The 25,137-nt window shown below is 27.8% G+C and carries 28 protein-coding genes, 3 rRNA genes and 1 pseudogene; 7 read left to right on the forward strand and 25 right to left on the reverse strand.

Features of this window, described 5'->3' with window-relative positions:
• Positions 1 to 47 precede the first annotated feature (47 nt).
• From pheT to AAHM85_RS03260, 12 genes are all read right to left on the reverse strand, one after another.
• Positions 48 to 2,453, reverse strand: coding sequence for a phenylalanine--tRNA ligase subunit beta (gene pheT, locus AAHM85_RS03205; RefSeq protein WP_342260968.1), 2,406 nt, complete (start codon positions 2,451 to 2,453; stop codon positions 48 to 50).
• A gap of 24 nt (positions 2,454 to 2,477) precedes the next feature.
• Complete coding sequence (gene pheS / locus AAHM85_RS03210) at positions 2,478 to 3,542, reverse strand: phenylalanine--tRNA ligase subunit alpha (RefSeq protein ID WP_342260969.1); 1,065 nt, start codon at positions 3,540 to 3,542, stop codon at positions 2,478 to 2,480.
• Between the two features lie 174 nt (positions 3,543 to 3,716).
• Positions 3,717 to 4,064, reverse strand: coding sequence for a transposase (locus tag AAHM85_RS03215; RefSeq protein WP_342260970.1), 348 nt, complete (start codon positions 4,062 to 4,064; stop codon positions 3,717 to 3,719).
• Positions 4,054 to 4,503, reverse strand: a complete 450-nt coding sequence (locus AAHM85_RS03220; RefSeq protein WP_342260971.1) for a hypothetical protein — start codon at positions 4,501 to 4,503, stop codon at positions 4,054 to 4,056. Before AAHM85_RS03220 ends, AAHM85_RS03215 begins: the two co-directional genes overlap by 11 nt.
• Before the next feature lie 31 nt (positions 4,504 to 4,534).
• Positions 4,535 to 5,326, reverse strand: a complete 792-nt coding sequence (locus AAHM85_RS03225) for an RNA methyltransferase (protein ID WP_342260972.1) — start codon at positions 5,324 to 5,326, stop codon at positions 4,535 to 4,537.
• Positions 5,304 to 6,011 carry a SprT family zinc-dependent metalloprotease gene (locus tag AAHM85_RS03230; RefSeq protein ID WP_342260973.1) on the reverse strand — a complete coding sequence of 236 codons (708 nt, stop codon included), beginning with the start codon at positions 6,009 to 6,011 and terminating at the stop codon, positions 5,304 to 5,306. The genes AAHM85_RS03225 and AAHM85_RS03230 overlap by 23 nt, the downstream gene beginning before the upstream one ends.
• A 35-nt stretch (positions 6,012 to 6,046) precedes the next feature.
• Positions 6,047 to 6,550 carry a dUTP diphosphatase gene (locus tag AAHM85_RS03235; protein WP_342260974.1) on the reverse strand — a complete coding sequence of 168 codons (504 nt, stop codon included), beginning with the start codon at positions 6,548 to 6,550 and terminating at the stop codon, positions 6,047 to 6,049.
• A gap of 31 nt (positions 6,551 to 6,581) precedes the next feature.
• Positions 6,582 to 7,442 carry a hypothetical protein gene (locus AAHM85_RS03240; RefSeq protein WP_342260975.1) on the reverse strand — a complete coding sequence of 287 codons (861 nt, stop codon included), beginning with the start codon at positions 7,440 to 7,442 and terminating at the stop codon, positions 6,582 to 6,584.
• Between the two features lie 235 nt (positions 7,443 to 7,677).
• Positions 7,678 to 8,172 carry a transposase family protein gene (locus tag AAHM85_RS03245; protein ID WP_342260487.1) on the reverse strand — a complete coding sequence of 165 codons (495 nt, stop codon included), beginning with the start codon at positions 8,170 to 8,172 and terminating at the stop codon, positions 7,678 to 7,680.
• A 4-nt stretch (positions 8,173 to 8,176) separates the two neighbouring features.
• On the reverse strand, positions 8,177 to 8,524 hold the full coding sequence (locus tag AAHM85_RS03250; RefSeq protein ID WP_342260488.1) for a transposase family protein: 348 nt from the start codon (positions 8,522 to 8,524) through the stop codon (positions 8,177 to 8,179).
• Positions 8,525 to 8,758: 234 nt separating this feature from the next.
• Positions 8,759 to 9,548 (reverse strand): IS5 family transposase gene (locus AAHM85_RS03255; RefSeq protein WP_342260572.1). Its coding sequence is split into 2 segments (ribosomal slippage): positions 8,759 to 9,286 and positions 9,288 to 9,548, totalling 789 coding nucleotides; the frame shifts between segments, so codons are not numbered across the junction.
• A gap of 446 nt (positions 9,549 to 9,994) precedes the next feature.
• Positions 9,995 to 10,339, reverse strand: a complete 345-nt coding sequence (locus tag AAHM85_RS03260; RefSeq protein ID WP_342260976.1) for a transposase family protein — start codon at positions 10,337 to 10,339, stop codon at positions 9,995 to 9,997.
• 75 nt (positions 10,340 to 10,414) lie between these two features.
• Between AAHM85_RS03260 and AAHM85_RS03265 the strand changes: the two genes are divergently transcribed.
• Both AAHM85_RS03265 and AAHM85_RS03270 read left to right on the forward strand, forming a co-directional pair.
• Entirely contained in the window at positions 10,415 to 10,966 is a 552-nt protein-coding gene (locus tag AAHM85_RS03265) for a transposase (RefSeq protein WP_342260977.1), read from the forward strand.
• Positions 10,956 to 11,639 carry an IS3 family transposase gene (locus AAHM85_RS03270; RefSeq protein WP_342260978.1) on the forward strand — a complete coding sequence of 228 codons (684 nt, stop codon included), beginning with the start codon at positions 10,956 to 10,958 and terminating at the stop codon, positions 11,637 to 11,639. Before AAHM85_RS03265 ends, AAHM85_RS03270 begins: the two co-directional genes overlap by 11 nt.
• Before the next feature lie 350 nt (positions 11,640 to 11,989).
• On the opposite strand, the gene AAHM85_RS03275 is transcribed toward AAHM85_RS03270, so the two are convergent.
• Together AAHM85_RS03275 and AAHM85_RS03280 are read right to left on the reverse strand one after the other, a co-directional pair.
• Positions 11,990 to 12,355: a hypothetical protein gene (locus tag AAHM85_RS03275; RefSeq protein ID WP_342260979.1), complete on the reverse strand. Its 366-nt coding sequence runs from the start codon at positions 12,353 to 12,355 to the stop codon at positions 11,990 to 11,992.
• A gap of 264 nt (positions 12,356 to 12,619) precedes the next feature.
• Entirely contained in the window at positions 12,620 to 13,282 is a 663-nt protein-coding gene (locus AAHM85_RS03280; protein WP_342260980.1) for an IS1595 family transposase, read from the reverse strand.
• Between the two features lie 510 nt (positions 13,283 to 13,792).
• Here AAHM85_RS03280 and AAHM85_RS03285 point away from each other — a divergent pair.
• The 3 genes from AAHM85_RS03285 to AAHM85_RS03295 all read left to right on the forward strand — a co-directional run bounded on the left by AAHM85_RS03285 (position 13,793) and on the right by AAHM85_RS03295 (position 14,843).
• Positions 13,793 to 14,269: a UPF0236 family transposase-like protein gene (locus AAHM85_RS03285; protein ID WP_342260981.1), complete on the forward strand. Its 477-nt coding sequence runs from the start codon at positions 13,793 to 13,795 to the stop codon at positions 14,267 to 14,269.
• 71 nt (positions 14,270 to 14,340) lie between these two features.
• On the forward strand, positions 14,341 to 14,544 hold the full coding sequence (locus tag AAHM85_RS03290; RefSeq protein ID WP_342260982.1) for a hypothetical protein: 204 nt from the start codon (positions 14,341 to 14,343) through the stop codon (positions 14,542 to 14,544).
• 74 nt (positions 14,545 to 14,618) lie between these two features.
• Positions 14,619 to 14,843 carry a hypothetical protein gene (locus AAHM85_RS03295; RefSeq protein ID WP_342260983.1) on the forward strand — a complete coding sequence of 75 codons (225 nt, stop codon included), beginning with the start codon at positions 14,619 to 14,621 and terminating at the stop codon, positions 14,841 to 14,843.
• A 240-nt stretch (positions 14,844 to 15,083) separates the two neighbouring features.
• Here the strand turns inward: AAHM85_RS03295 and rplT are convergent, their stop codons facing one another.
• The 8 genes from rplT to AAHM85_RS03335 all read right to left on the reverse strand — a co-directional run bounded on the left by rplT (position 15,084) and on the right by AAHM85_RS03335 (position 18,861).
• Positions 15,084 to 15,443, reverse strand: a complete 360-nt coding sequence (gene rplT, locus AAHM85_RS03300) for a 50S ribosomal protein L20 (RefSeq protein ID WP_342260984.1) — start codon at positions 15,441 to 15,443, stop codon at positions 15,084 to 15,086.
• 16 nt (positions 15,444 to 15,459) lie between these two features.
• A complete protein-coding gene (gene rpmI / locus AAHM85_RS03305; RefSeq protein WP_174480739.1) occupies positions 15,460 to 15,648 on the reverse strand; it encodes a 50S ribosomal protein L35 in 189 nt (62 codons plus the stop codon).
• A 16-nt stretch (positions 15,649 to 15,664) separates the two neighbouring features.
• Positions 15,665 to 16,207: a translation initiation factor IF-3 gene (gene infC / locus AAHM85_RS03310; RefSeq protein WP_342260985.1), complete on the reverse strand. Its 543-nt coding sequence runs from the start codon at positions 16,205 to 16,207 to the stop codon at positions 15,665 to 15,667.
• A 298-nt stretch (positions 16,208 to 16,505) separates the two neighbouring features.
• Complete coding sequence (locus tag AAHM85_RS03315) at positions 16,506 to 16,778, reverse strand: hypothetical protein (RefSeq protein WP_342260986.1); 273 nt, start codon at positions 16,776 to 16,778, stop codon at positions 16,506 to 16,508.
• On the reverse strand, positions 16,723 to 17,007 hold the full coding sequence (locus AAHM85_RS03320) for a hypothetical protein (RefSeq protein ID WP_342260987.1): 285 nt from the start codon (positions 17,005 to 17,007) through the stop codon (positions 16,723 to 16,725). Before AAHM85_RS03320 ends, AAHM85_RS03315 begins: the two co-directional genes overlap by 56 nt.
• Before the next feature lie 92 nt (positions 17,008 to 17,099).
• Positions 17,100 to 17,889, reverse strand: a protein-coding gene (locus AAHM85_RS03325) for an IS5 family transposase (RefSeq protein ID WP_342260988.1) whose coding sequence is annotated in 2 segments (ribosomal slippage) — positions 17,100 to 17,627 and positions 17,629 to 17,889 — 789 coding nt in all. Because the reading frame shifts where the segments join, the coding sequence is not laid out codon by codon here.
• A gap of 125 nt (positions 17,890 to 18,014) precedes the next feature.
• Positions 18,015 to 18,509: a transposase family protein gene (locus AAHM85_RS03330; protein WP_342260487.1), complete on the reverse strand. Its 495-nt coding sequence runs from the start codon at positions 18,507 to 18,509 to the stop codon at positions 18,015 to 18,017.
• Positions 18,510 to 18,513: 4 nt separating this feature from the next.
• The gene (locus AAHM85_RS03335) at positions 18,514 to 18,861 is read right to left on the reverse strand and encodes a transposase family protein (RefSeq protein ID WP_342260488.1); all 348 of its coding nucleotides are present in this window, start codon (positions 18,859 to 18,861) and stop codon (positions 18,514 to 18,516) included.
• Positions 18,862 to 18,938: 77 nt separating this feature from the next.
• Between AAHM85_RS03335 and AAHM85_RS03340 the strand changes: the two are divergent.
• A pseudogene (locus tag AAHM85_RS03340) lies at positions 18,939 to 19,448 on the forward strand (IS5 family transposase); the annotation flags it as partial.
• Between the two features lie 280 nt (positions 19,449 to 19,728).
• Complete coding sequence (locus AAHM85_RS03345) at positions 19,729 to 20,001, forward strand: hypothetical protein (RefSeq protein WP_342260989.1); 273 nt, start codon at positions 19,729 to 19,731, stop codon at positions 19,999 to 20,001.
• A 16-nt stretch (positions 20,002 to 20,017) separates the two neighbouring features.
• Here AAHM85_RS03345 and rrf read toward each other — a convergent pair.
• From rrf to AAHM85_RS03360, 3 genes are all read right to left on the reverse strand, one after another.
• Positions 20,018 to 20,124, reverse strand: a 5S ribosomal RNA gene (gene rrf / locus AAHM85_RS03350).
• A gap of 82 nt (positions 20,125 to 20,206) precedes the next feature.
• Positions 20,207 to 23,146, reverse strand: a 23S ribosomal RNA gene (locus AAHM85_RS03355).
• Positions 23,147 to 23,339: 193 nt separating this feature from the next.
• Positions 23,340 to 24,856, reverse strand: a 16S ribosomal RNA gene (locus AAHM85_RS03360).
• The 16S, 23S and 5S rRNA genes sit together here, the layout of an rRNA operon.
• Positions 24,857 to 25,137 lie beyond the last annotated feature (281 nt).

Genomic DNA, 25,137 nt, shown 5'->3' on the forward strand with positions numbered 1-25,137 from the left:
TAATAAAAAAATATATTAATGTTATTATTTAATATTTTGTTATATTTTTAACGAATAATTGCTTGAAATTTTTTCTTTAATATTTCTTGAATAATACTTATTTGTCCACTTACTTTTGTTTCATCTAATTGTTCTTCTTGACTATTAAATTTCAAATTAAAAGTTAATGAATGTTGATGTTGTGATTTTAATTTTTCATCATTATAAAAATCTACTAATGATATTTTTTCTAAAAAATCAATATTTGCAAATATTATAGCATTTTTTACATCAGAAAATTGAATATCACTATTAACAATAATTGATACATCACGACTTAAAGCATTAAATTTTGATCAAATCTTAAATTTAGAAACTACTTTTCGTTGTTCTTCTATGATTTTAACTAACTTACTACAATTAATTTCTGCTAAGAATATTTTTTCAACATTCATTATTTTTTCAGTTTGTGGATGCAGTGCGCCAATAGTAGCAATATGTTCTTGCTCATAAAAAATATCTGCGCTTAAATACGGATGCATTAAAGAATTATTATTTGTTTTATAAACAATAGAGTTAAATAAATTTGGCATAACTTTTGCTAAAAAACCATCTAAAAAACCTTTAATAAAATAATAAGTATTATTAGTAATTTTATTAGTATTAATTTTTGGTCAAAAATTATCCATAATCATAAAAGCTAAATGATGATTATCATCAGTTTCATGACCTGTATAAATAGTTTCATCAGTAAAAATTTTTAATTGTGTTTCTTTACGTGCATAATTATATTGACAAATTTTTAATAAACTATCTGTCAAACTAAAACGCATAACTTCTCTTGTCAATGTCAACGGTGCTTCTAATTTTACAGGTATTTTATATTTAAAAAAATTAAAATCATTTAATCTCTGCATACTTGTTAAACTATATGTTTTTACTTGATTAAAACCATAACTTGTTAAATGTTGTCTTCACTTCATCATTAAATTTTCCATTGCCGTTGGTGACTTAAATGATGCATTAAATTGTGGCTTAATAACTGGTAATTTATCATAACCAAATATTCTGGCAACTTCTTCACTAAAATCATTAGGATTATTTAAATCACTGCGATGATTAGGAACTGTTACTTTTAAAATTTCTTGATTTTTTGAATCAATTTCAATTCGACAACCAATAATAGTCAAATAATTAATTATTTCATTAACCTCAAAATTTGTACCTAAAATTTTATTAATAAAATTAAAATTAAAATTAATTACTTTTGTTTTAACTTGATAAGGAACATCATTACTAAAACCAGTAATTTCATATTTAACTTGTAATTGCCCTAAAATAAACAAATAACGTTGTAAAGCAATTAAATAATAATCAGGAACAACTGGTCTTGTTAAACGCTCTAATAATGTATTAATAAGAGTACCATGTCGCTTTGCTTGTTTACTCATTAAGATAACATCAGGATTAATTGAAAATATAAAAACTTCTTGTGAACTTGGTTTAACTTCATATTCAATATTATGACTAACTCCTAAAACACTAAAAGCTAAATATTTATCGTGTAATAAAATATCACCCTCTTTAATTTGCAAATTACCTTCTGGATATGATTTAGGTGAAATATTTAAAGACGGTTTTTTTAAAACATCAGCACTAAAAGTAATTAAGGGTTGACCCAATTCTAACATTACTAAATGAATAATATCTTCTGATAAAGTTTTGGGTACAATATTTGCAAGTTGTAGTGTTCTTCTAATTCAAATTGGTGTTATTAGAGATTTATCATCAAATGCAATCTTTAATGTTGCTAAAGCTTGAATTTTACCATTAAGAACACTAACTTGATTTTTATTATCTAATTTTCCTATGCTACTAACTTCCATATTTTTTAAAGGAATTTTAAAATAACCACTTAATTCTCTAGCAATACTATAAATCCCCAAACAATCACTACGATTTACTGTTAAATCAATAAAAAAAATTGTATCATCTAAATTTAAATATTGTAATGGATTAATATTGCCAACCATTGCATCATCTGGTAAATGAATAATACCACTTAATTCTTCTTTATTCTGAACAATACCGCTTAATCCTAATTCTGTTAATGAACAAAGCATTCCTGAAGAAACTACATCTTGAATTGTTCTTTCAACAATAGTAAGACCATTACCTAAAACACTTCCTATCCTTGCTACAACAACTTTAATACCAATAACTACATTTGGCGCACCACAAATTATAGTTAACATTTCAGTACCTACTGTTACTTCACAAATATTTAATTTATTCGATTTAGGATGTTTAGTAATTTTAGTAATTTGACCAACAACTAAGTTTGTATTACTGAACATTAAATTTTTTACTTGATCAACCTCAAAACCTAAACTATTTAAAGCATCAACGATTTCATAATCTTTAATGCTATTAATATTCAATAACTGCGAAATGATTTTACGTGAAACTATCATTTTATTTTATACTCCTTTTAATTTTTAAAATTGTTTTAAGAATCGAAAATCATTATTATAAAATAATCTGATATCGTCAATGCCATATTTAATCATAGTAATTCTTTCAATACCTACACCAAAGGCAAAACCTGCTGTTGTTTCATCTAAACCTGCAGCAATAAAAACATTTGGGTGAATCATACCAGCACCTAAAACTTCAATTCAACCAGTATATTTACATAATGAACAACCTTCTGTATTACATTTTGGGCAACTTACATCTACTTCAACTGAAGGCTCCGTAAATGGGAAATAACTAGGACGTAATCTTGTTTTAGTTTCCATACCAAAAAATTGCTGACAAAAATAATTTAATGTTCATTTTAAATTTGCAAAAGTAATATTAGATCCAACTAAAAACCCATCAACTTGCATAAATTGATGAGAATGAGTAACATCATCATCATCTTTTCGATAAACATTTCCTAAACTAATAATAGCCGTGGTTTCTTTTGAATTTTTATCTTGCTCGCTAAGAATGCGTGCAGTCATATTTGTAGCGTGTGTTCTTAATAATCAACGATTAAGTTTATCATTATTATTTTCAAGATAAAAAGTATCTTGCATATCTCTTGCTGGATGATCAAATGGTAAATTTAAGCGATTAAAATTATATTCTTCATTTTCTACTTCGTTACCACTAATGATTTGATAACCCATATTTTTAAAAATTTCAGATATCTCAGTAACGGTTTTTATTAGAGGATTGATGTGACCAATATTAAAATCAATACCCGGTAGTGTTAAATCGATTTCTGAAGATTTAAGACGTTCATTAATATTCTCTTTCTCAATTTCATTAAATTTTTTTATTATATATTCATTAATTTCTTTTTTTAACTTATTAGTTGATTGACCAATTTCAATTCTAAAATTATGAGGAAACTTTTCTAAAGATTTTAATATATTATTAATATCCGAATTTTTACCTAAATATTGTGATTTTAAAACTTGTAATTTATGTAAATCAGCAACTTCATCAATATTATTAAATGCTTGATGTCTAATAATTTCTAATCTTTTTTTTAAATCGTTAACCGCTAACATTCTATTCCTCCATTAATTTGTTAATATGTATAATTAAATTTTGCTTTTCTTCCTTTATGTACTATTTTTTAATTTTATCACATAAATGCTGAGAAAAGCGTATCTACGGACTTCTCTCCACATTTTTAAATTAAACACAGCATTACAATTTCAAAACTAGGTATCTTGTTGAATTTATATATATGCAGCTTCTTTGGCATATAAATAAACATGATGTTTTGCAACTTTGATATGTGTTTTAAATGTTCTTCTTATATGTTTTCAAACTGATTTAATTTGATTGGTATTTACACCAGTTTTTGAAACATAACCATCTTGATGGTTAACTGTTTTATGTTTTGGGAAAACCAATTTGAAATCGCAATATCCTTTTCAATCATCAGTATATACATGACATTTTGAAGAAATGTGGCTTCTTGCAAAATTCAAAAGACTTTTACTTTTTGCATTTTTCAATACTTTCACAATTAAATTATTAGTTGTTTTTTCATAAATGCCAACAATCAATGTTTTATTTTTCAAGAATCTTCCGTTTTTTAAAAGCCATATGTGAAAGATACATTTCATCAATTTGCACTGTGCCTTCAACAATAAATTGAGGTTCTTGTTTTGCAATACGTGTTCTAATTTTATGACCCATTCTCCATGCTGTTTTTAAGGTCACTCCCAATTCTTTTGAAACATCAGTTGACGGAATTCCATGTTTGGTGTTTATTCATCTAAAGATGAGGTAAAATCATGATCTTAAAGATGTTTGTGACTTTGAAAATATGGTACCCGTGAGAATACTAAATGTTTGATTACATTTCAAACATCTTATTCTTTTTAAATCAGAAGTATTCAAATTAAAACTAGAACACCTAATACATTTGTTTTCTTTCAAATTTGCTATATATGCAAGACATTGCTGTTCAGTTTGAAAAGCATTGTTGAACTCATTCAGTTTCATTGTTCCCTCCACAAGTACATGTGGGGAGAAGTCCATTAAATTTTTATAATTTAAAATAAGTATAATTTATTTTAATATATAAGCAATACGTTACTATTGCTACACTTGTTGCTAAATTTAATGATTCAACATTGAAAGAAGTTGGAATAAAAATATTACTATTAATTTTATCTTTATACTTTTTATTAATGCCTTGCCCTTCATTGCCAAATAAAAAAGCATTCTTTTGCTTAAAGGTAATTTTAGATAAATTAGTACTATTATCTTCATGTAGAAATGTACCATAAATCATATAATTTGCATTTTTTACTTTTAATAAAAATTGATCAAAATTTTCATAATACACATTAGTATAAAAAATAGCTCCTTGACTTGCACTAATTACTTTGTGATTATATAAATCAACACTTTCATTTGATAAATATACTTCAGAAATATTGAAAGCAGTAACACTGCGTAAAATATTTCCTAAATTACCTGGATCTTGAATTGTATCAATTAGAATAATATTAGAAGAATAAAAATAATTTAAAGGTTTAACAATATTACAAACGCCAATTATTGGTTGTGGTGTTTTTTGTTGTGAAATTTTTTTAATAATCATACTACTTACAACAATAACTTCAATATTATTACAATCTTTTAATAAATTTGCATATTTGTCTAAATACTTCTCATCAACATATACTGCAAGCAATCTTTTTTTTAATAATGCAATACTAATTAAATGTTCTCCTTCAATTAAAAACATTTTTTTAAAATTGCGATGTTTTCTTTCATGTAATAAAACTAATTCTTGAATTATTGGATTTTTAAGTGAAGTTATTTGTTTCATCCATAACTCCTTGTTTTAATATTTTTTGACAATCTTGAAAATCTGGACAATATTGAGCAACAAAATTTCAAAATATTTTTTGATGATGAGCATAAATTATATGCGTTAACTCATGAATTATAACATAATCAATTACAGCATAATCAAAATGAATTAATTTATAATTAAGTGTAATAATTTTAGTATTTGGTTGACAAACACCTCATTTATTTAACATCGAACGAATTTTTAGTACTGAAAACTGAATATTCATAATTTCTGATCAATATTGTAAACGACTCATAAAAATATTTTTTGATTCTTCTTTTAAAAACTTTTGAATTTTAATTAATATTTGCTTATCATCTTGAATATTTGTGCATACTACCAAATTATTAAATTCAAAATAAATAATGGTTTTTTTTGAATGATACTTAGTAATTAATTGATATTTTTTACTTAAAAAATAAAGATAACTGTCATTATTATTATTAATAATATTAGGTTTTACTATAGTTTTCTTTTTTAAAATTTTAGGTAAACTTTTTAAAATGAAATCTTCAATTAATTTTTCTTGCATAAAAAATGGAGCACTAATAATAATTTGATTATTACGCACTTTTAAATACATATGTTTTTGCTGTTTATATATAATAATGTACTCTCATTTTGTATTATTATAATTGAAAATTTTAACATTAGTCATTTTAATCTCCTAAATAAAACTATCACTTATTTCCATTAATAATTTTGTGATTGTCGTAAATGATTTATTTCATTTTTATAAATATAACAAGAAATAATGTCTTCACTATTAAAGTTACATTTTTTACCAATTGTAAAATAAATATTTAATAATTCAAAAAAATCATTACTTGATTTTGATTTAAAAAAAATTGTAACAAAAGCAAATAAATCAATGAATGCAAGATTAAGATCTTGATAATTTGTTTTTTCTGAAAAACTAAAATTTTTAAAATCAATATTAAGGCTATTACCAATACTAAGAATAAAATGAAGACTATCAATATATTCTTCAAGCATTACTGATTTTTCACTACTCGGTTTTGAACTTCAATATTTAAAACATCTTTGTTCATTTGCAAATTCACCTAATTCAACTAAAAGTGCTAAAAATCTAGAATTTAATGTTTTAATATCGCTAACACCACGATTAATAATGATTTTTTTATCTAACTCATTTTGAAGTTGGATAATTCTTGAAAATTGTTTTGAATTTAACATAATTAACTCACTTTCTTTTTTTAATTATTAATTAAGATTTCATTATTTTTTTATCTTTTAAATTTAATTTTTTATAAAATTTTGTAATTAATCATTTTTTATCTTTGTAAATAGGATTAATTTTTGTTCCTTTTTCTAAATAAAAAGGAGATAAAGTTTTTATAATAAAAATATACGTTAAAACTAATAATGAAATACCAACAACAGACATAAATGTAAAACGTAAAATTGGTAACCACACTGAAGTATCTAATACTTTTTTACCAAAACTTGCTGTATAACCAGCATTACCAATAAATAAGTAATTAGTACCAAAAGAAGTATTAAAAATAAAAACACCACTACCAAATAAAGTTAAATATAATATACTTTTTTTGATATATATTTTGTCATATTCAATATGACCATATAAATATAAAAGTAAATAAGAAAAAAGAATAATAATATGAATAAAATAATAATTTCAATAAAGAAAATGCTGTGGACCAAAAACTCATTTTGTTTTATCTGGTAATAAAAATGCCAAAATAACAGGACCAATTAAAGGAAAGGTAATATTAAACAAACTTTTATTTGGAATAATTAATAATATACCACTAGTAATATTTAATACTGAACATAATTGAAAAGGAAAATAATCATACCATTGATAATTATCACCATTCAATCCATGAACAATATAAAAACTAATATATAAAACTATTTGAAAAATACCTAAACTACATTTAAAACTATAACACTTACTTAAATTAGCATAAAACCTTTTAAAAATAAATAAACTAATTATCAAGAATAATGATATAGATAAGCCAATTCAATAATACATACCAAATAAAGGATTAATAACTGCTTGTGGATTACCATCAAAAAATGCAAGAAAAACAAATTGCATAATAGCCCCCTCTTTTTTAAATTTCTTTCTTATTTTTATACTAAGAAGCGAATTTATTTTTTTAATTTTACCATTAAATATATTATAAAACAAAGTTTGTGATAAAAAAATATTCTTTGAAATTTATATAAAATTTGGGAGCGTGGCGAAGATGTCTATAACAAAAAATTTTTAAAAATAGCTCCTTTCTTTTTTAAACCCTTGAATTAAAAATAAATGATAAAAGACGATAGACTTACTGCATAACGTTTTTAAGTTTTAATGATAAATTATAAAATCCTGCAATTAAATTAAATCTTAAAAATATTCGTTTTCTGGCTTTTCTAAATTTATAACCAATAATCTTAAAACATTTTAAAAATGCAAAAACATGTTCAATTTTTCTACGAGTTTTATTAATAATCTTATTAAAGATTTTGGTTTTATTTGTTTTAGGATTATTTTTGCTAATTTTAATGGGTAAAAATGTATTAGCATGAATTTTTTGTAAACCTTGATAACCTTTATCTGCAAGAATTATAGTTTCTGGTAAAAACTTTAACTTTGAATTCTTAAAAGTTTTAAAATCATGATTTTTACCAATATCAGAAAAAATATTTAAAATTTCATTAGTATTTGCATTAATTACGGTTTGAAACTTAACAGTATGCATTCATTTTTTACCAGAAAATCAATCTTTTTGGTTATATTTTGGTCGTTCTGTTTCTACCTCTGTTACATCAATTATCAAAATTTTATTTTTTAATTCTTCTTTTTAAAAAAATATTTTTATTTGTTAAATTATTAAACTTATTATTCTTTATTAAAATATCTTCAATTGAACGAATATTTCGTAAAGCAGTAGTATCAACCATACCATACTCAGCACCAATACTATGATATGTACGATTTTCATATAAATATCTTAAACTCATTACTAGTCGATCTTCTATTGACATTTTATATGGCCTTCCACCAATAGTAGTTTTGAGTTTTTGATGTTCTAATAAAATATTTAAAATTTCGTTAAAAACGAGTTTATTAATACCCACTATTTTACGAAAATATTGATCAGATTTATCTTTTAATTCAAAATATGTCATAAAGTTTATCCTTAACTATTCAAATTTTATTTTAATAATAACAAAAAAATAAAAAGTTAACTAGTTATGCAGTAAGTCTGATAATAAAATCTTGTCTTTTTTTGTAATTGTAAAATTTTAAAATTTTTATTATTAACAACCTTTAAATATCTACTACACGCAGTGACCAAGTAGGAGAAAGTTAATAATTAATAATCTTCTTTAACACTATTATCAACACGTGTTAGAACCTGTTTAGAATCTTTTTAATAAAATTGAAATAAAGGAAAGAACAACCATTTGTAAACTAGTATTTAATTTTCTTTCACAATTTTTTCATAATCTTCTACATTTTTCTAATCAAGCAAAACTTCGCTCTACAACTCATCTTTTTGGTAATACTACAAAAGAATGTAATTCATTACGTTTTACAACTTCAACATTCGCATTTATAATTGTTTTGATTGCAGAAGCAAATTTTTCACCAGTATAACCAGCATCTACTATTATTTTTTGAACTGTAGAAAGATTTTCTTTTTCATTTTGAATCATTATTATAGCACTATTACGATCTGTTTTTTCTGCTGTAGTTACGTAAATTGCATGTGGTAAACCTTGAGAATCAACAGCAATATGACGTTTTATTCCTGAAATCTTTTTACCAGCATCATAACCTTTGTTTTTAGTAGTATCTGTATTTTTAACACTTTGTGAATCAATTATACAAAAACTGGTTTTTTCTTTTCGATGATTATTGATACGAACTTTTCTAACTAATTTTTTTTAAAATTAATTGTCATATGCTAGGTTCTTTACCATTATTTTTACTTCAAATTTGAAAATAATAATATACAGTTTGTCATTTTGGAAAATTTTTTGGTAACATTCTTCATTGACAACCACTTTTTAATACATATAAAACTGCACAAAATACTTCATATAAATCTAAATTTCTTGGTTTTGTTTTCTTTTTGACATTTTCTAAAATTAATCTTATGTTCTCAAATTGTTCTTTAGTGACATGACTTGGATAATTTTTATGCATATATACCTCTTATTTTAAAATATATAGTAATTTTACCTTATTCTCTAAAAGATTCTAAACAGGTTCTTAGGGAATTAAAAAAGTGAACTACAACACAGTTGTTAAAAATAGTAGCTAAAACATGTGGACTTGCATGGATAAATAATAAGTGGAGTGATACCTAATAAAATATACTAACCAGTAATGGTAATTCTTGGGGTGGGAGCGAATTGGAAACTAGTATATATAGACCTGCTAGGGAACCTATTATATTCTTATATAAGAACATTATAAATCAATTAGTTATTTTATTATATTCTTATTATTTAACCAACCTTACCACCTCCAAGTGAGTAAGTGTTGGTTTTATTTTTTATTTTTTTTGAAAAATTTTTTGGGCGAGAAAATAAATTTAAAACTTGTAAAAAAAATTAAGCGGTGCCGGTTCAATTAAAATATTAATAGACTTACTGCATAACGTTTTTAAGTTTTAATGATAAATTATAAAATCCTGCAATTAAATTAAATCTTAAAAATATTCGTTTTCTGGCTTTTCTAAATTTATAACCAATAATCTTAAAACATTTTAAAAATGCAAAAACATGTTCAATTTTTCTACGAGTTTTATTAATAATCTTATTAAAGATTTTGGTTTTATTTGTTTTAGGATTATTTTTGCTAATTTTAATGGGTAAAAATGTATTAGCATGAATTTTTTGTAAACCTTGATAACCTTTATCTGCAAGAATTATAGTTTCTGGTAAAAACTTTAACTTTGAATTCTTAAAAGTTTTAAAATCATGATTTGGCATCAGTTACTTAAGTTTACCAATTAATATTTTCAATCTGTAATATAATTAAAAATAATTAATACAGAAGGAGAAATTATGAATTATAAAGTTTATTCAAAAGAAACAAAATTAGCCGTTGTTAATGAGTATTTAGTTGATAAAAAACTAAAAATACATGAAATTCAAGTCAAATATAAATTATCAACTCCAGTATTAATTTATAATTGGGTTAACCAATATCAAATTAAAGGTGAAAATGCATTCACCAAAATTTCTAAATCCCAAACTTCTCACAGGATCGATAAGAAAGATATTGAAATTAAACTATTAAACAAAGAAATTGATAAACTTAGAAAACAAGCTTTAAAAGATGAGGTTGAAAAAGAACTTTTAAAGGAGCAATTAGCCTGTGAAAAGAAATTAACAAGGGGAAAAAATAGTAAATTATTAAAATATAAGTGTTTTTTAATAGTAGAAAAATATAAGCAAAAAGGTCATCAATTAAATAAAATTATTGTTTACATAGCTATTAGCAAAACAGAATACTATTTATGAGTAAAAAAAGGTAAAAAGCAATATCAATCAAAAATTAATGATAATTTGATACAAGCAATAAACAAAATAGTTTTCATTAAAAATGAAAAATAAAGGTCTTAAATGCAGTAAAACAAGCATAAAACAAATATTAAAAGATAATAATATTAAATTATTATTAGAACCTAAATCAACAAATAGAGTAGTAGAAAATAGTGATTTAAAAAATAATAAAGATTTATTAAAACGTAATTTTTCAAGTAAGTTATTACTTGAAAAAGTTGGTATGGATGGCACATGATTTAAAAATATAATTATTGGTGATAAAAAAACAAAATTATTAGTTGTTTTTGCTACTGATATGTACAGTAATTCAATTGTTGGCTGAAAAATAAACAAAAGTGAAAATGCCAAAACTGTGTTAAATGTGGTTAATCAAATAGAATTAGCGAGTGCTAAACAATGTAATTTTACGACTATTCAATCAGATTTAGGTTTTGCTAATACAAGCGAAATTGTTAGTAAAGTTTTTAATACAAGTACTAATCTAATTCACTCAAAAAGTCTATCAGGTTTTAAAGGTAATCAAGTTAGTGAATGTTTAAATCGTTGAATTAAAAGAGATTTTAAAATGATGTTTGGTAGCACTTTTGAAAGTATGGAAAGTTTTAATAAAATATTAGAAAAATTTGTTAGATATTGAAACAATGATAGAATAGTTATTAGATTGAAAATGCCTCCAAATCAATTTGTACAGATTTGAAGACAAGAAAGTAAACTTATCTAACCAATGCCAGTATTAAATCTGAAGATTTAATGAAAATAGTTAAAGAAAATGTTGATATTAACAATTCTATTCTTTTTACTGATGAATATCGTGGATATTATAAAATGAATAAAATTTTACCACATGAATAAGTTAATCACAAAAAATATTTTTCTTATAATGGTATTCATACAAATACAATAGAAAGTTTTTGAGCAATATTAAAAAGAGGTTTTATCGGCCAATTTCATTGAGTTTCAAAAAAATGACTCCAATCTTATTTAAATGAATTTTGTTTTAAATATAATAACCGTAAAGAAAAAATCACATTTAAAAATATCATAATTAAATTATTTATTAAGAATTAAGTGTTAACCAATAAGCGTAAAATTCCGTATATTTTTATCAATAAATGTTCAACTTCACTCTTTAATAGGTTCATTTGATACTTTAATACGATTACTTCTAAACATAGAATTTTGTAATCTTTCATATCGATATGTTAATTGCTTTTCTGTTAAAGTTTCTTTTTCTTCAGCCATTATTATTTCATCTGTTCTTGAACCTAAAAAACTTGACCCACCCGCTTCTTTTCCAAAAATCTTATTACCATTAGCATAACCAATAAAATCAATTTGCTGATTATTAGGAAAAATAATACATCCACCATCCTTAGTAATTTTTCATTTAATACCATGGGTATTATTATACGGAATTTTACGCTTATTGGTTAACACTTAATTCTTAATAAATAATTTCGGAATTTTACGCTTATTGGTTAACACTTAATTCTTAATAAATAATTTAATTATGATATTTTTAAATGTGATTTTTTCTTTACGGTTATTATATTTAAAACAAAATTCATTTAAATAAGATTGGAGTCATTTTTTTGAAACTCAATGAAATTGGCCGATAAAACCTCTTTTTAATATTGCTCAAAAACTTTCTATTGTATTTGTATGAATACCATTATAAGAAAAATATTTTTTGTGATTAACTTATTCATGTGGTAAAATTTTATTCATTTTATAATATCCACGATATTCATCAGTAAAAAGAATAGAATTGTTAATATCAACATTTTCTTTAACTATTTTCATTAAATCTTCAGATTTAATACTTTTATTTTTTGCATGAAATAATTTAACATTACCATTTCGTTCAATAATGCCAACAACACACTCTTTACTAGTTCCTCTACCACGTAATGAGTTATTTTTATTATCAACATCATTATATTTACGCGGTTTTCCACCCACATATGTTTCATCCATCTCTAATATTTTTGCTAATAATTTAATCTCATCATTAGCCATTGCCTTTCTAATTTTATGCATCATTTTTCATACAGTTGCTAAACGTAAATTTAAGTCTCTTGAAGCTTGAGATGATGATAAACTTTTTTTAGCATTAGCCATTAATACTATTAAAATAAATCACTTTTGAAGTGGTACACGTGTATGATGAAAAATAGTTTGAGCAGTTACACTAAAAGACTTATGACATTTTTTGCATTTATAACGCGACTCTTTTAAAACAGAGTTAACTTTTTCACTAAAACAAAAAAGACATTTTGGTTTGTTATTTCATCTTATTTCTTCTAAAAATTTTATACAAGATTCTTGGTTTGGAAATTTATTTATTATGTCTAAAATATTCATTTTCAATCACCTTTAATTAGATTTTATTTTACTAATATCTAATTATAGTTTTCAGAAATAATAATGTATATAAGTTATTGCCAATAAACGTAAAATTCCGTTATTATAAATTAATATCATATTTATCTAGTAAAACTTGACAAACATTCATTAATGCACCAATAGTAGTTTCACTATGGGTATTTTCATATCTTCTTACTTCTTGAACACTGCTATCACTAAAATTACAGCAAATAAATAAATCAAATGCTAAACAATTTCAAGTTTTTCTTGTACCACGTGCTGTTGGTATAAAACGATAAAAACAATTAGTAGTAAAATATTCTGCTCATTCATCACCAACAAATGCTTTAAAAATATCTCAACTAAAACCATAATTATTATCACTAAAATTAAGATCATATTTTTTATTTAGTTGTGCATAACTACTAATGAATGGTATATTTTCTCCTTAGTTAACATATATAAGTTAAAATTTAATTATTAATAAATTTAGAAAGGAAATAAAAAATGTTATTATTTCAAAATCATTTTAATTGAGAACAACATTATTTTAATCAAGATGAATTAAATTTAAAACAAACACAAAAGTTATTTAAACAAATAGATGATAAACTATGAAATGAATGTGATAAATCTATATATAAACCATGTAAATTTAGAAAAAGAAAATTAAAAACAAAAAAAGGCCTATTAACTTATAAGCGACGTATTTGTACATATTATAACTCAAAAACACAAAAAATTGAATATATATCATTGTTAGATATATATCTTGATGTTAAAAAGTATAGTAAATTAGCACCAGATGTTATTAAGCAAATTTTAAAATATTTTGCTGATGATAAAAAATATCGTGATGTTTGTGATACTTTTATTGAAGATTTAATAAGTACTAGTACAGTTTGTAGAACATATCAAAAATTTGAATTACCAAAAGCTAATATCCCTAAAATACATTACAACCAAATCAAACTTTATATATAAATATTGATGATGGTCATAGAAAATTTAAGTTTAATGAAAAACACAATACTAAGAATTGTAAAAAATGTTCTATGAGATTAATAGTATTTTGTACTGGTAAAAAGAAAAATGGAAAATTAATTAATAAAAGAGCTGTATGTAAAATAAGAGTATCAAAAACAGAAATTCGTGCAGAAAAAACAGCTAAATTAATCGAAACATATGGTAATTTATATTTTGAAAACTTTGAGCAAGCAAATTTAATAGTTTGTGGAGATAGTTGCAAAATGAATTAGAAAAACTGCTCAAATTTTAAATGCTAAATTTATTTTCCAAAGGTCAATATTATGAATTAATTGATTTTTTACAATTGTTAATTTTACAATATAAAAAAATAAAAGTTGGTTATTTTATTAATGCAAAAGATGGTGTACTAAACCAAACATTAGTTGAAAATATTGGTTGTTTTACTGAAACTAATATTAAACAAATTTTAAAGCATATGATTGGTGATAGAACTTATAACATTGATATGTATACAAAAATGGTTAATTTTAAATGCTATCAAATAAATACAGCCATACAATTATTGTAAATTAAAAACTTCAATTGAAAAATAATTAAAAATAAAATAAAACTTATTAAATTTTAATTTAATAAAAATTTTTGAATTATATAACTAAGTATTATTGTTGACTAATATTTGTTAAGTGTTAAAGATTAACATACAATTGCATATTGAAGTCTAAATTATTCTCGTCTAACTTTATAATTTATAGACATTTAATGAATATTATAGACAACATCGGTATGCTCCCTAAAATTTTGCAATTATTTATTTTGCTAAAGCAGATTTTGACGCCAAAACTAATTTCTCAAATTCTTCTGGTTGATTAATTGATAACTCAGACAATATTTTACGATTAAGATTAATATTAGCTTTATTTAAGCCATCAATAAAACGTGAATATGATAAATCATAATTACGAACAGCTGCATTAATTCTTTGAATTCATAACTTGCGAAACTCACGTTTACAATTTTTACGATCACGATAAGCATATGCTAATGAGTTGATTACCTGTTCATTTGCTGTACGATATAAACTATGTTTTGCCCCATAATATCCTTTTGCTGCTTTTAGTATTTTTTTACGACGATGATTAGTTGTATAACCGCCTTTAACTCTAGCCATTTATTTTGTCACCTTCCTAAATTAAATCTTTTAAACGCTTATAGTCAGAAGCAGATACTTCACTTCACCCACGTAATTGACGTTTTTGTTTTGTTGTTTTATTTTGAGCTAAGTGAGAAACAAAAGCACCACTACGCATTCATTTACCACTTCCTGTTACTTTAATTCTTTTTTTTAAAGCTTTTTTTGTTTTCATTTTTGGCATATTTTACCTCCTATTGTTAATTTTCTTGATTTTTCTTTTTTGGAAAAAGATAAATAGTTTGTATATTTTTTTCTTTTTTATCAAAGTTTTTATCATAAATACAAATATCTTCTAATTCTTTATAAAATTTTGTAATTACTTCAAATCCTGCTTTAGGATTATGTAATTCACGACCACGATATTTTAATGTAACTTTTACTTTGTTACCATTACTTAGAAACTTACGAGCCTTATTTGCCTTTGTTTTAATGTCATTATTATCAATAACAACACTTAGTCGAATTTCTTTTTCTTCAACAATTGTTAATTTTTGTGCTTTTTTAACTTCTTTTTCCTTTTTTTGTTGTTCAAAACGATATGTATCAAATTTAAACATTTTACAAACAGGTGGTTTAGCATTTGGTGATATACATAATAGGTCATATCCTAAATCTTCTGCTTTTTTTAAAGCATCATTTTTTTTCATTAAACCATAATTAGTACCATCATTACCAATTAATAAAAATTCATAAAAGGGAATATTACTATTTCATAAATTATCATTATTTTTAAAAGCCATACATACCTCCTTTAATTTGCATAAATAAAAGTGTGCTAAAAAGCACACTCACCACTACAAAACTTTATTTTAAAAATAAAAATTTAAAGCATTGAACCTATAACAACTTAGTTATCAGGTGAGCGTAAAAACTACTTTCTTTATGTCAAGTATTATTATATTAGATTTTTAATAAATTACAAGATTTTTTTAATATGTTAGTACATAAATTTAAATAAAAATAAAAAAACTTACTATATAATTATCCAGCAAATCTTTTATTTTTATTAATTTTAATACTAATTATTTATATATAAACCTATCTTTTATTAAAATTTTTAGCTGTATATAAAATTCCTTGCGATCCAGTAGCATAAATTGAACCATCTGGACCAACTGCTAAAGCAAAAATATGATCATCAGTATTTTTTATTCCAGATAATTCAGAACATAAATCTGTACCTTCTATTTTTTTATATACTTTATTGGAGTCAATACCAACAAATAAATTATTATCTCTATCAATGACTAAACGTTTAACCTCGTGGTTTGGGTTTGTTTCTAATATTACCTCATATATTATATATTCCATTCTTTATCTTATAAAGATGACCATTTCAAGAACCAGCAAAAACAGTATTATCCTTGTCAACCACTAAACTATCAATTTGATGTCCATCATTTATTTGTTGAAATATTCCAAAAGTTTCACTTATTTTATCAGTTTTATAAATTATTCCACGATCATCATCACCAGCATAAATTGAACCATCTGGACCAACTGCTAAACTTCTAATATGATCACCATTTGTTCCTTGCATTAAACTAGTGCTTCCATTTTTACTGATTTTGCATACACCAGTATCACTACCAACATAAACATTATCTTCATTATCAATTACTAAGAACCTGTTTAGAATCTTTTTAATAAAATTGAAATAAAGGAAAGAACAACCATTTGTAAACTAGTATTTAATTTTCTTTCACAATTTTTTCATAATCTTCTACATTTTTCTAATCAAGCAAAACTTCGCTCTACAACTCATCTTTTTGGTAATACTACAAAAGAATGTAATTCATTACGTTTTACAACTTCAACATTCGCATTTATAATTGTTTTGATTGCAGAAGCAAATTTTTCACCAGTATAACCAGCATCTACTATTATTTTTTGAACTGTAGAAAGATTTTCTTTTTCATTTTGAATCATTATTATAGCACTATTACGATCTGTTTTTTCTGCTGTAGTTACGTAAATTGCATGTGGTAAACCTTGAGAATCAACAGCAATATGACGTTTTATTCCTGAAATCTTTTTACCAGCATCATAACCTTTGTTTTTAGTAGTATCTGTATTTTTAACACTTTGTGAATAAATTATACAAAAACTGGTTTTTTCTTTTCGATGATTATTGATACGAACTTTTCTAACTAATTTTTTTTAAAATTAATTGTCATATGCTAGGTTCTTTACCATTATTTTTACTTCAAATTTGAAAATAATAATATACAGTTTGTCATTTTGGAAAATTTTTTGGTAACATTCTTCATTGACAACCACTTTTTAATACATATAAAACTGCACAAAATACTTCATATAAATCTAAATTTCATGGTTTTGTTTTCTTTTTGACATTTTCTAAAATTAATCTTATGTTCTCAAATTGTTCTTTAGTGATATGACTTGGATAATTTTTATGCATATATACCTCTTATTTTAAAATATATAGTAATTTTACCTTATTCTCTAAAAGATTCTAAACAGGTTCTTAGAAAAGTTCGTATCAATAATCATCGAAAAGAAAAAACCAGTTTTTGTATAATAGACTTACTGCATAACGTTTTTAAGTTTTAATGATAAATTATAAAATCCTGCAATTAAATTAAATCTTAAAAATATTCGTTTTCTGGCTTTTCTAAATTTATAACCAATAATCTTAAAACATTTTAAAAATGCAAAAACATGTTCAATTTTTCTACGAGTTTTATTAATAATCTTATTAAAGATTTTGGTTTTATTTGTTTTAGGATTATTTTTGCTAATTTTAATGGGTAAAAATGTATTAGCATGAATTTTTTGTAAACCTTGATAACCTTTATCTGCAAGAATTATAGTTTCTGGTAAAAACTTTAACTTTGAATTCTTAAAAGTTTTAAAATCATGATTTTTACCAATATCAGAAAAAATATTTAAAATTTCATTAGTATTTGCATTAATTACGGTTTGAAACTTAACAGTATGCATTCATTTTTTACCAGAAAATCAATCTTTTTGGTTATATTTTGGTCGTTCTGTTTCTACCTCTGTTACATCAATTATCAAAATTTTATTTTTTAATTCTTCTTTTTAAAAAAATATTTTTATTTGTTAAATTATTAAACTTATTATTCTTTATTAAAATATCTTCAATTGAACGAATATTTCGTAAAGCAGTAGTATCAACCATACCATACTCAGCACCAATACTATGATATGTACGATTTTCATATAAATATCTTAAACTCATTACTAGTCGATCTTCTATTGACATTTTATATGGCCTTCCACCAATAGTAGTTTTGAGTTTTTGATGTTCTAATAAAATATTTAAAATTTCGTTAAAAACGAGTTTATTAATACCCACTATTTTACGAAAATATTGATCAGATTTATCTTTTAATTCAAAATATGTCATAAAGTTTATCCTTAACTATTCAAATTTTATTTTAATAATAACAAAAAAATAAAAAGTTAACTAGTTATGCAGTAAGTCTAATTTATTCACAAAGTGTTAAAAATACAGATACTACTAAAAACAAAGGTTATGATGCTGGTAAAAAGATTTCAGGAATAAAACGTCATATTGCTGTTGATTCTCAAGGTTTACCACATGCAATTTACGTAACTACAGCAGAAAAAACAGATCGTAATAGTGCTATAATAATGATTCAAAATGAAAAAGAAAATCTTTCTACAGTTCAAAAAATAATAGTAGATGCTGGTTATACTGGTGAAAAATTTGCTTCTGCAATCAAAACAATTATAAATGCGAATGTTGAAGTTGTAAAACGTAATGAATTACATTCTTTTGTAGTATTACCAAAAAGATGAGTTGTAGAGCGAAGTTTTGCTTGATTAGAAAAATGTAGAAGATTATGAAAAAATTGTGAAAGAAAATTAAATACTAGTTTACAAATGGTTGTTCTTTCCTTTATTTCAATTTTATTAAAAGATTCTAAACAGGTTCTAATAGTCACAGCCAGATCTTGGAGTGACTGGTAATTATACCTGTTTTTTAATAATTCTGTCATACTATTTTCCTTTTAAATTTCATTAATAAAAATTATTAACTTTTTATATATAAAAAACCAATGAAAAATATTTAATATCAATTTGCATTACATTATTATTTGTTTCATTTCTTATGATAAAGCATCAAAATTATTTTTAATTTGATATTAAAATAATATCAATAATAAAGGTAATATTTAAAATAATATATTTTATACTTAAAATCTTAAAATTATTATTGTCAATATTTTTAGTTTAAAAGGAGAATAATATGCAAACAAAACGTTTAATTAAAAGTTTAATTAATATTTTTTTATTTATTATTAATGCCATTTTATGAATATTTAATATTAGAACCGTTGGTGAAATCGTCACTGGAATTAATGTTGGATCAAATCGTAAAGAAAAACTAATCTATGGACTTTGCAGTTTACTACAATATATAACTTATATATCATTAATTGGACTTATTATTACTATTTATTGATGAATAAAAAATGATTTATCAATAGCAGAGCGTATAAGTGGTTTAAAACAATCATAAATTAACAATAAAAAAAATTTGGCATCGTGCTATTTTCCCATTGCTGGTATTTTCGCCGCTGGAGTGCTTAACTGCTGTGTTCGATATGGGAACAGGTGTGACCACTCCGCTATGGACACCAAATAGTTTAGCAATTGCTCCCTAAAAACTAGAAACAGACATCTTTAAATTTGATTACTTTTGATTTGCAATAAACAATATATTCTTCAATAAATCCTCGATCTATTAGTATCAGTAAGCTGAACATATCACTATGCTTACACACCTGACCTATCAACCTTGTAGTATTCAAGGGATCTTACTTCTTTCGAATGAGAAATCTCATCTTGGAACTGACTTCGCGCTTAGATGCTTTCAGCGCTTATTCATGCCCTACATAGCTACCCAGCTGTGCCACTGGCGTGACAACTGGTGCACCAGAGGTAGGTCCATTCCGGTCCTCTCGTACTAGGAACAGCTTTCCTCAAATTTCTTGCGCCCACGACAGATAGGGACCAAACTGTCTCACGACGTTCTGAACCCAGCTCGCGTACCGCTTTAATGGGCGAACAGCCCAACCCTTGGAAGCGACTACACCTCCAGGATGCGATGAGCCGACATCGAGGTGCCAAACCTCCCCGTCTATATGAACTATTGGGAGAGATTAGCCTGTTATCCCCGGGGTAACTTTTATCCGTTGATCGACGGCCTTTCCACACAGCACCGCCGGATCACTAAGCTCAACTTTCGTTCCTGCTCGACTTGTATGTCTCGCAGTCAAGCACCCTTTTACCTTTGCGCTCTACATATGATTTCCATTCATATTGAGGGTACCTTTGGTCGCCTCCGTTACTTTTTAGGAGGCGACCGCCCCCAGTCAAACTACCCACCAGACACTGTCCTTAGACCAGATTATGGTCTCAAGTTAGAATTTCAATATAGCAAGGGTGGTATCCCAATGGTGACTCCATGCCTACTAGCGTCTGCATATCAACGTCTCCCACCTATGCTGTACAAACTACACCAAAATTCAATATCAAGTTGTAGTAAAGCTCCACGGGGTCTTTCCGTCTAATCGCGGGTAACCTGCATCTTCACAGGTACTAAGATTTCACCGAGTCTATAGCCGAGACAGCGTCCGGATCGTTACGCCTTTCGTGCGGGTCAGAACTTACCTGACAAGGAATTTCGCTACCTTAGGACCGTTATAGTTACGGCCGCCGTTCACTGGGGCTTCAGTTCAAAGCTTCGCTTATACGCTAACAAATCTCTTTAACCTTCCAGCACTGGGCAGGCGTCACCCCCTATACATCGTCTTACGACTTAGCAGAGAGCTGTGTTTTTGCTAAACAGTCGCCCGGACCTCTTCACTGCGACTCATATTGCTATGAGCTCCCCCTTCTCGCTAACTTACGGGGTTATTTTGCAGAGTTCCTTAGCTATAGTTATCTCGCTTGCCTTAGGATATTCTCCTTGACCACGTGTGTCCGTTCTCGGTACAGGCACCATGGTGATGTCTTTAGAAACTTTTCTTGGAAGTATGGCATCAAATGCTTCGTTACTAAGCGAACTGTTCACTCCCCATCGTACTTCAAGGTTAACGCTGTGCGGATTTGCCTACACAACCCTCTTTGTACTTAGCCCAGCACTACCAACCACTGGGACATTTTAGCCTTCTCCGTCATTTCATCAGTCACCATGGTGGTACAGGAATATCAACCTGTTATCCATCGACTACGCCTTTCGACCTCGCCTTAGGTCCTGACTAACCCTGGGTGGACGAACCTAGCCCAGGAAACCTTGGTCAATCGGCATGAAGGATTCTCACCTTCAATCGTTACTCACGCCGGCATTCTCACTTCTAAACGCTCCACTAGTCCTTCCAGTCTAACTTCGTCGCAGATTAGAACGCTCCCCCCTACCGCCCACAATATATGTATATATATAGACCCATAGCTTCGGTACAATGCTTAGCCCCGGTACATTTTCCGCGCAGAATCATTCGACTAGTGAGCTGTTACGCACTCTTTAAAGGATGGCTGCTTCTAAGCCAACCTCCTAGCTGTCTAAACAATTCCACATCGTTTTCCACTTAGCATTGATTTGGGGACCTTAGCTGATGATCTGGGCTGTTTCCCTCACGTCCATGGACCTTATCACCCATAGACTGACTACCAGATATGTAACAATGGCATTCGCAGTTTAATTGCATTCAGTACCCCGAGGTGGGGCCATCATACATTCAGAGCTTTACCTCCATTGCACTAATTCTGACGCTAGTCCTAAAACTATATCGGGGAGAACCAGCTATCTCCAGGTTCGATTGGAATTTCACCGCTAGCCACAAGTCATCCACGGTCTTTTCAACGAACGTTGGTTCGGTCCTCCATTAACTGTTACATTAACTTCAACCTGCTCATGGCTAGATCACCTGGTTTCGGGTCTACGACCACATACTAAACGCCCTATTCAGGCTCGCTTTCACTTCGACTCCGTTTTTTCAACTTAACCTTGCATGTAATCGTAACTCGCCGGCTCATTCTACAAAAGGCACGCCGTCACCCATTAACGGGCTCCGACTTGTTGTAAGCATATGGTTTCAGAAACTATTTCACTCCCCTCTCGGGGTACTTTTCACCTTTCCCTCACGGTACTGGTTCACTATCGGTAATTGGTTAGTATTTAGCCTTACGCAGTGGTCTGCGCAAATTCCGACAAGGTTCCACGTGCCTCGCCGTACTCAGGATACTGTCAAGAGATTTATACATTTCGCATACTGGGCTTTCACCATTTATGGCGTTGCTTCCCAACAACTTCTGCTATATATAAATTTTGTAACTCTTCATAGGTCGAACCTAATAGACAGTCCTATAACCCCAGTCTGACGACTGGTTTAGGCTGCTCCCTTTTCGCTCGCCGCTACTAAGGGAATCGCATTCGCTTTCTTTTCCTCTAGGTACTAAGATGTTTCAATTCTCTAGGTATCACTCTGCACAACTATGAATTCATTGTACAGTACTATCTGATTAAAGATAGTGGGTTTCCCCATTCGGACATCTCCGGATCAAAGCTTATTTCCAGCTCCCCGAAGCTTATCGCAGGTAATCGCGTCCTTCATCGTCTTCCAATTCCAAGGCATCCACCATACGCTCTTAATAATTTATTTTTAGAATATCCTAATTTCAAGATAAAAATTATCTTATTTTTTTTAAAAGATGTCTATTATCCAGTTTTTAAAGAACAATTGCTCAGAGAAAACAATCCCTGAAAACTAAACAGAACAAAAGAAGTAATCCAGTAAATCATCCATCTAATTTTTCTTGTTGTCTTGGTTTCTTATTAGAAACTAAACTCCATAGAAAGGAGGTGATCCATCCCCACCTTCCGGTAGGGATACCTTGTTACGACTTAACCCCAATCATCAACCCTGCCTTTGGCAGCTCCCTCCTTACGGTTAGGACACCGACTTCTGGCATTGCCAACTCTCGTGGTTTGACGGGCGGTGTGTACAAGACCCGAGAACGTATTCACCGCGACATTGCTGATTCGCGATTACTAGCGATTCCGACTTCATGAAGTCGAGTTGCAGACTTCAATCCGGACTGAGACTGACTTTTTGAGATTTGCTTGACCTCGCGGTTTAGCGACTCTTTGTATCAGCCATTGTAGCACGTGTGTAGCCCAGGTCATAAAGGGCATGATGATTTGACGTTGTCCCCACCTTCCTCTAGCAGTCTCCTTAGAGTCCCCAACTTAATGCTGGCAACTAAGGACATAGGGTTGCGTTCGTTGCTGAACTTAACCAAACATCTCACGACACGAACTGACGACAACCATGCACCACCTGTATCCTTGTTAACCTCTACTATATCTCTATAGCTTCGCAAGGTATGTCAAGACCTGGTAAGGTTCTTCGCGTTGCTTCGAATTAAACCACATGCTCCACCGCTTGTGCGGGTCCCCGTCAATTCCTTTGAGTTTCACTCTTGCGAGCATACTACTCAGGCGGAGTACTTAATGCGTTAGCTACAGCACTGCCTCATGGCAACACTTAGTACTCATCGTTTACGGCGTGGACTACTAGGGGGTATCTAATCCTATTTGCTCCCCACGCTTTCGTGCCACAACGTCAGTAATAGGCCAGTTAGCCGCGCCTTCGCCACTGGTGTTCCTTCATATATCTACGCATTCCACCGCTACACATGAAATTCCACTAACCTCTCCTATACTCTAGTAATGTAGTTTCCAAGGCGGTTAGGGGTTGAGCCCCTAAATTTAACCTCAGACTTGCAAAACCGTCTACGCACGCTTTACGCCCAATAAATCCGGATAACGCTTGCCACCTATGTATTACCGCGGCTGCTGGCACATAGTTAGCCGTGGCTTTCTGGTAAGGTATGGTCGATACTAAAATCATTTCCTATTCTAGCACTTCTTCCCTTACAACAGACCTTTACAATCCGAAGACCTTCATCAGTCACGCGGCATTGCTCCATCAGGCTTTCGCCCATTGTGAAAAATTCCCTACTGCTGCCTTCCGTAGAAGTTTGGGCCGTGTCTCAGTCCCAATGTGGCCGTTCATCCTCTCAGATCGGCTACGCATCGTTACCTTGGTAAGCCATTACCTTACCAACTAGTTAATGCGCCGCATCCCCATCAATTAGCGAAGCAAATGCTCCTTTCATTATTTATCATTGCAAATAAATAACATATGCGGTATTAGCTGTCGTTTCCAACAGTTATTCCCCACTAAATGGTAGGTTAGATACGTGTTATTCACCCGTTCGCCACTAAAGTATTGCTACTTTCGTTCGACTTGCATGTATTAGGCATGCCGCCAGCGTTAATCCTGAGCCAGGATCAAACTCTCAATAAAATTGTTTTTGTTAAAAGATGATGTCTGATTTATTTAATTTTTAATAAAAATTGACGGATTAATTCTTGTTCTATTTAGTTTTCAAAGATCCTTTTTTCTAGTTTGTAACCCATTTATTTTCGAGCACAGTAAGTATCTTACAGAAAACAAAACCCAATGTCAATGAAAATAATAGTAAAAATATAAATATTTTTTTCGTATAAAAAAATGTTTTAAATTTTACTAATATACTTAGTAAAATTTAAATTGCTTAATTAACTAAAAAACCATTTAAGGTTCTA

The sequence above is a fragment of the Spiroplasma endosymbiont of Notiophilus biguttatus genome, assembly GCF_964030985.1.
GTDB lineage: Bacteria > Bacillota_I > Bacilli_A > Mycoplasmatales > VBWQ01 > Spiroplasma_E > Spiroplasma_E ixodetis_A.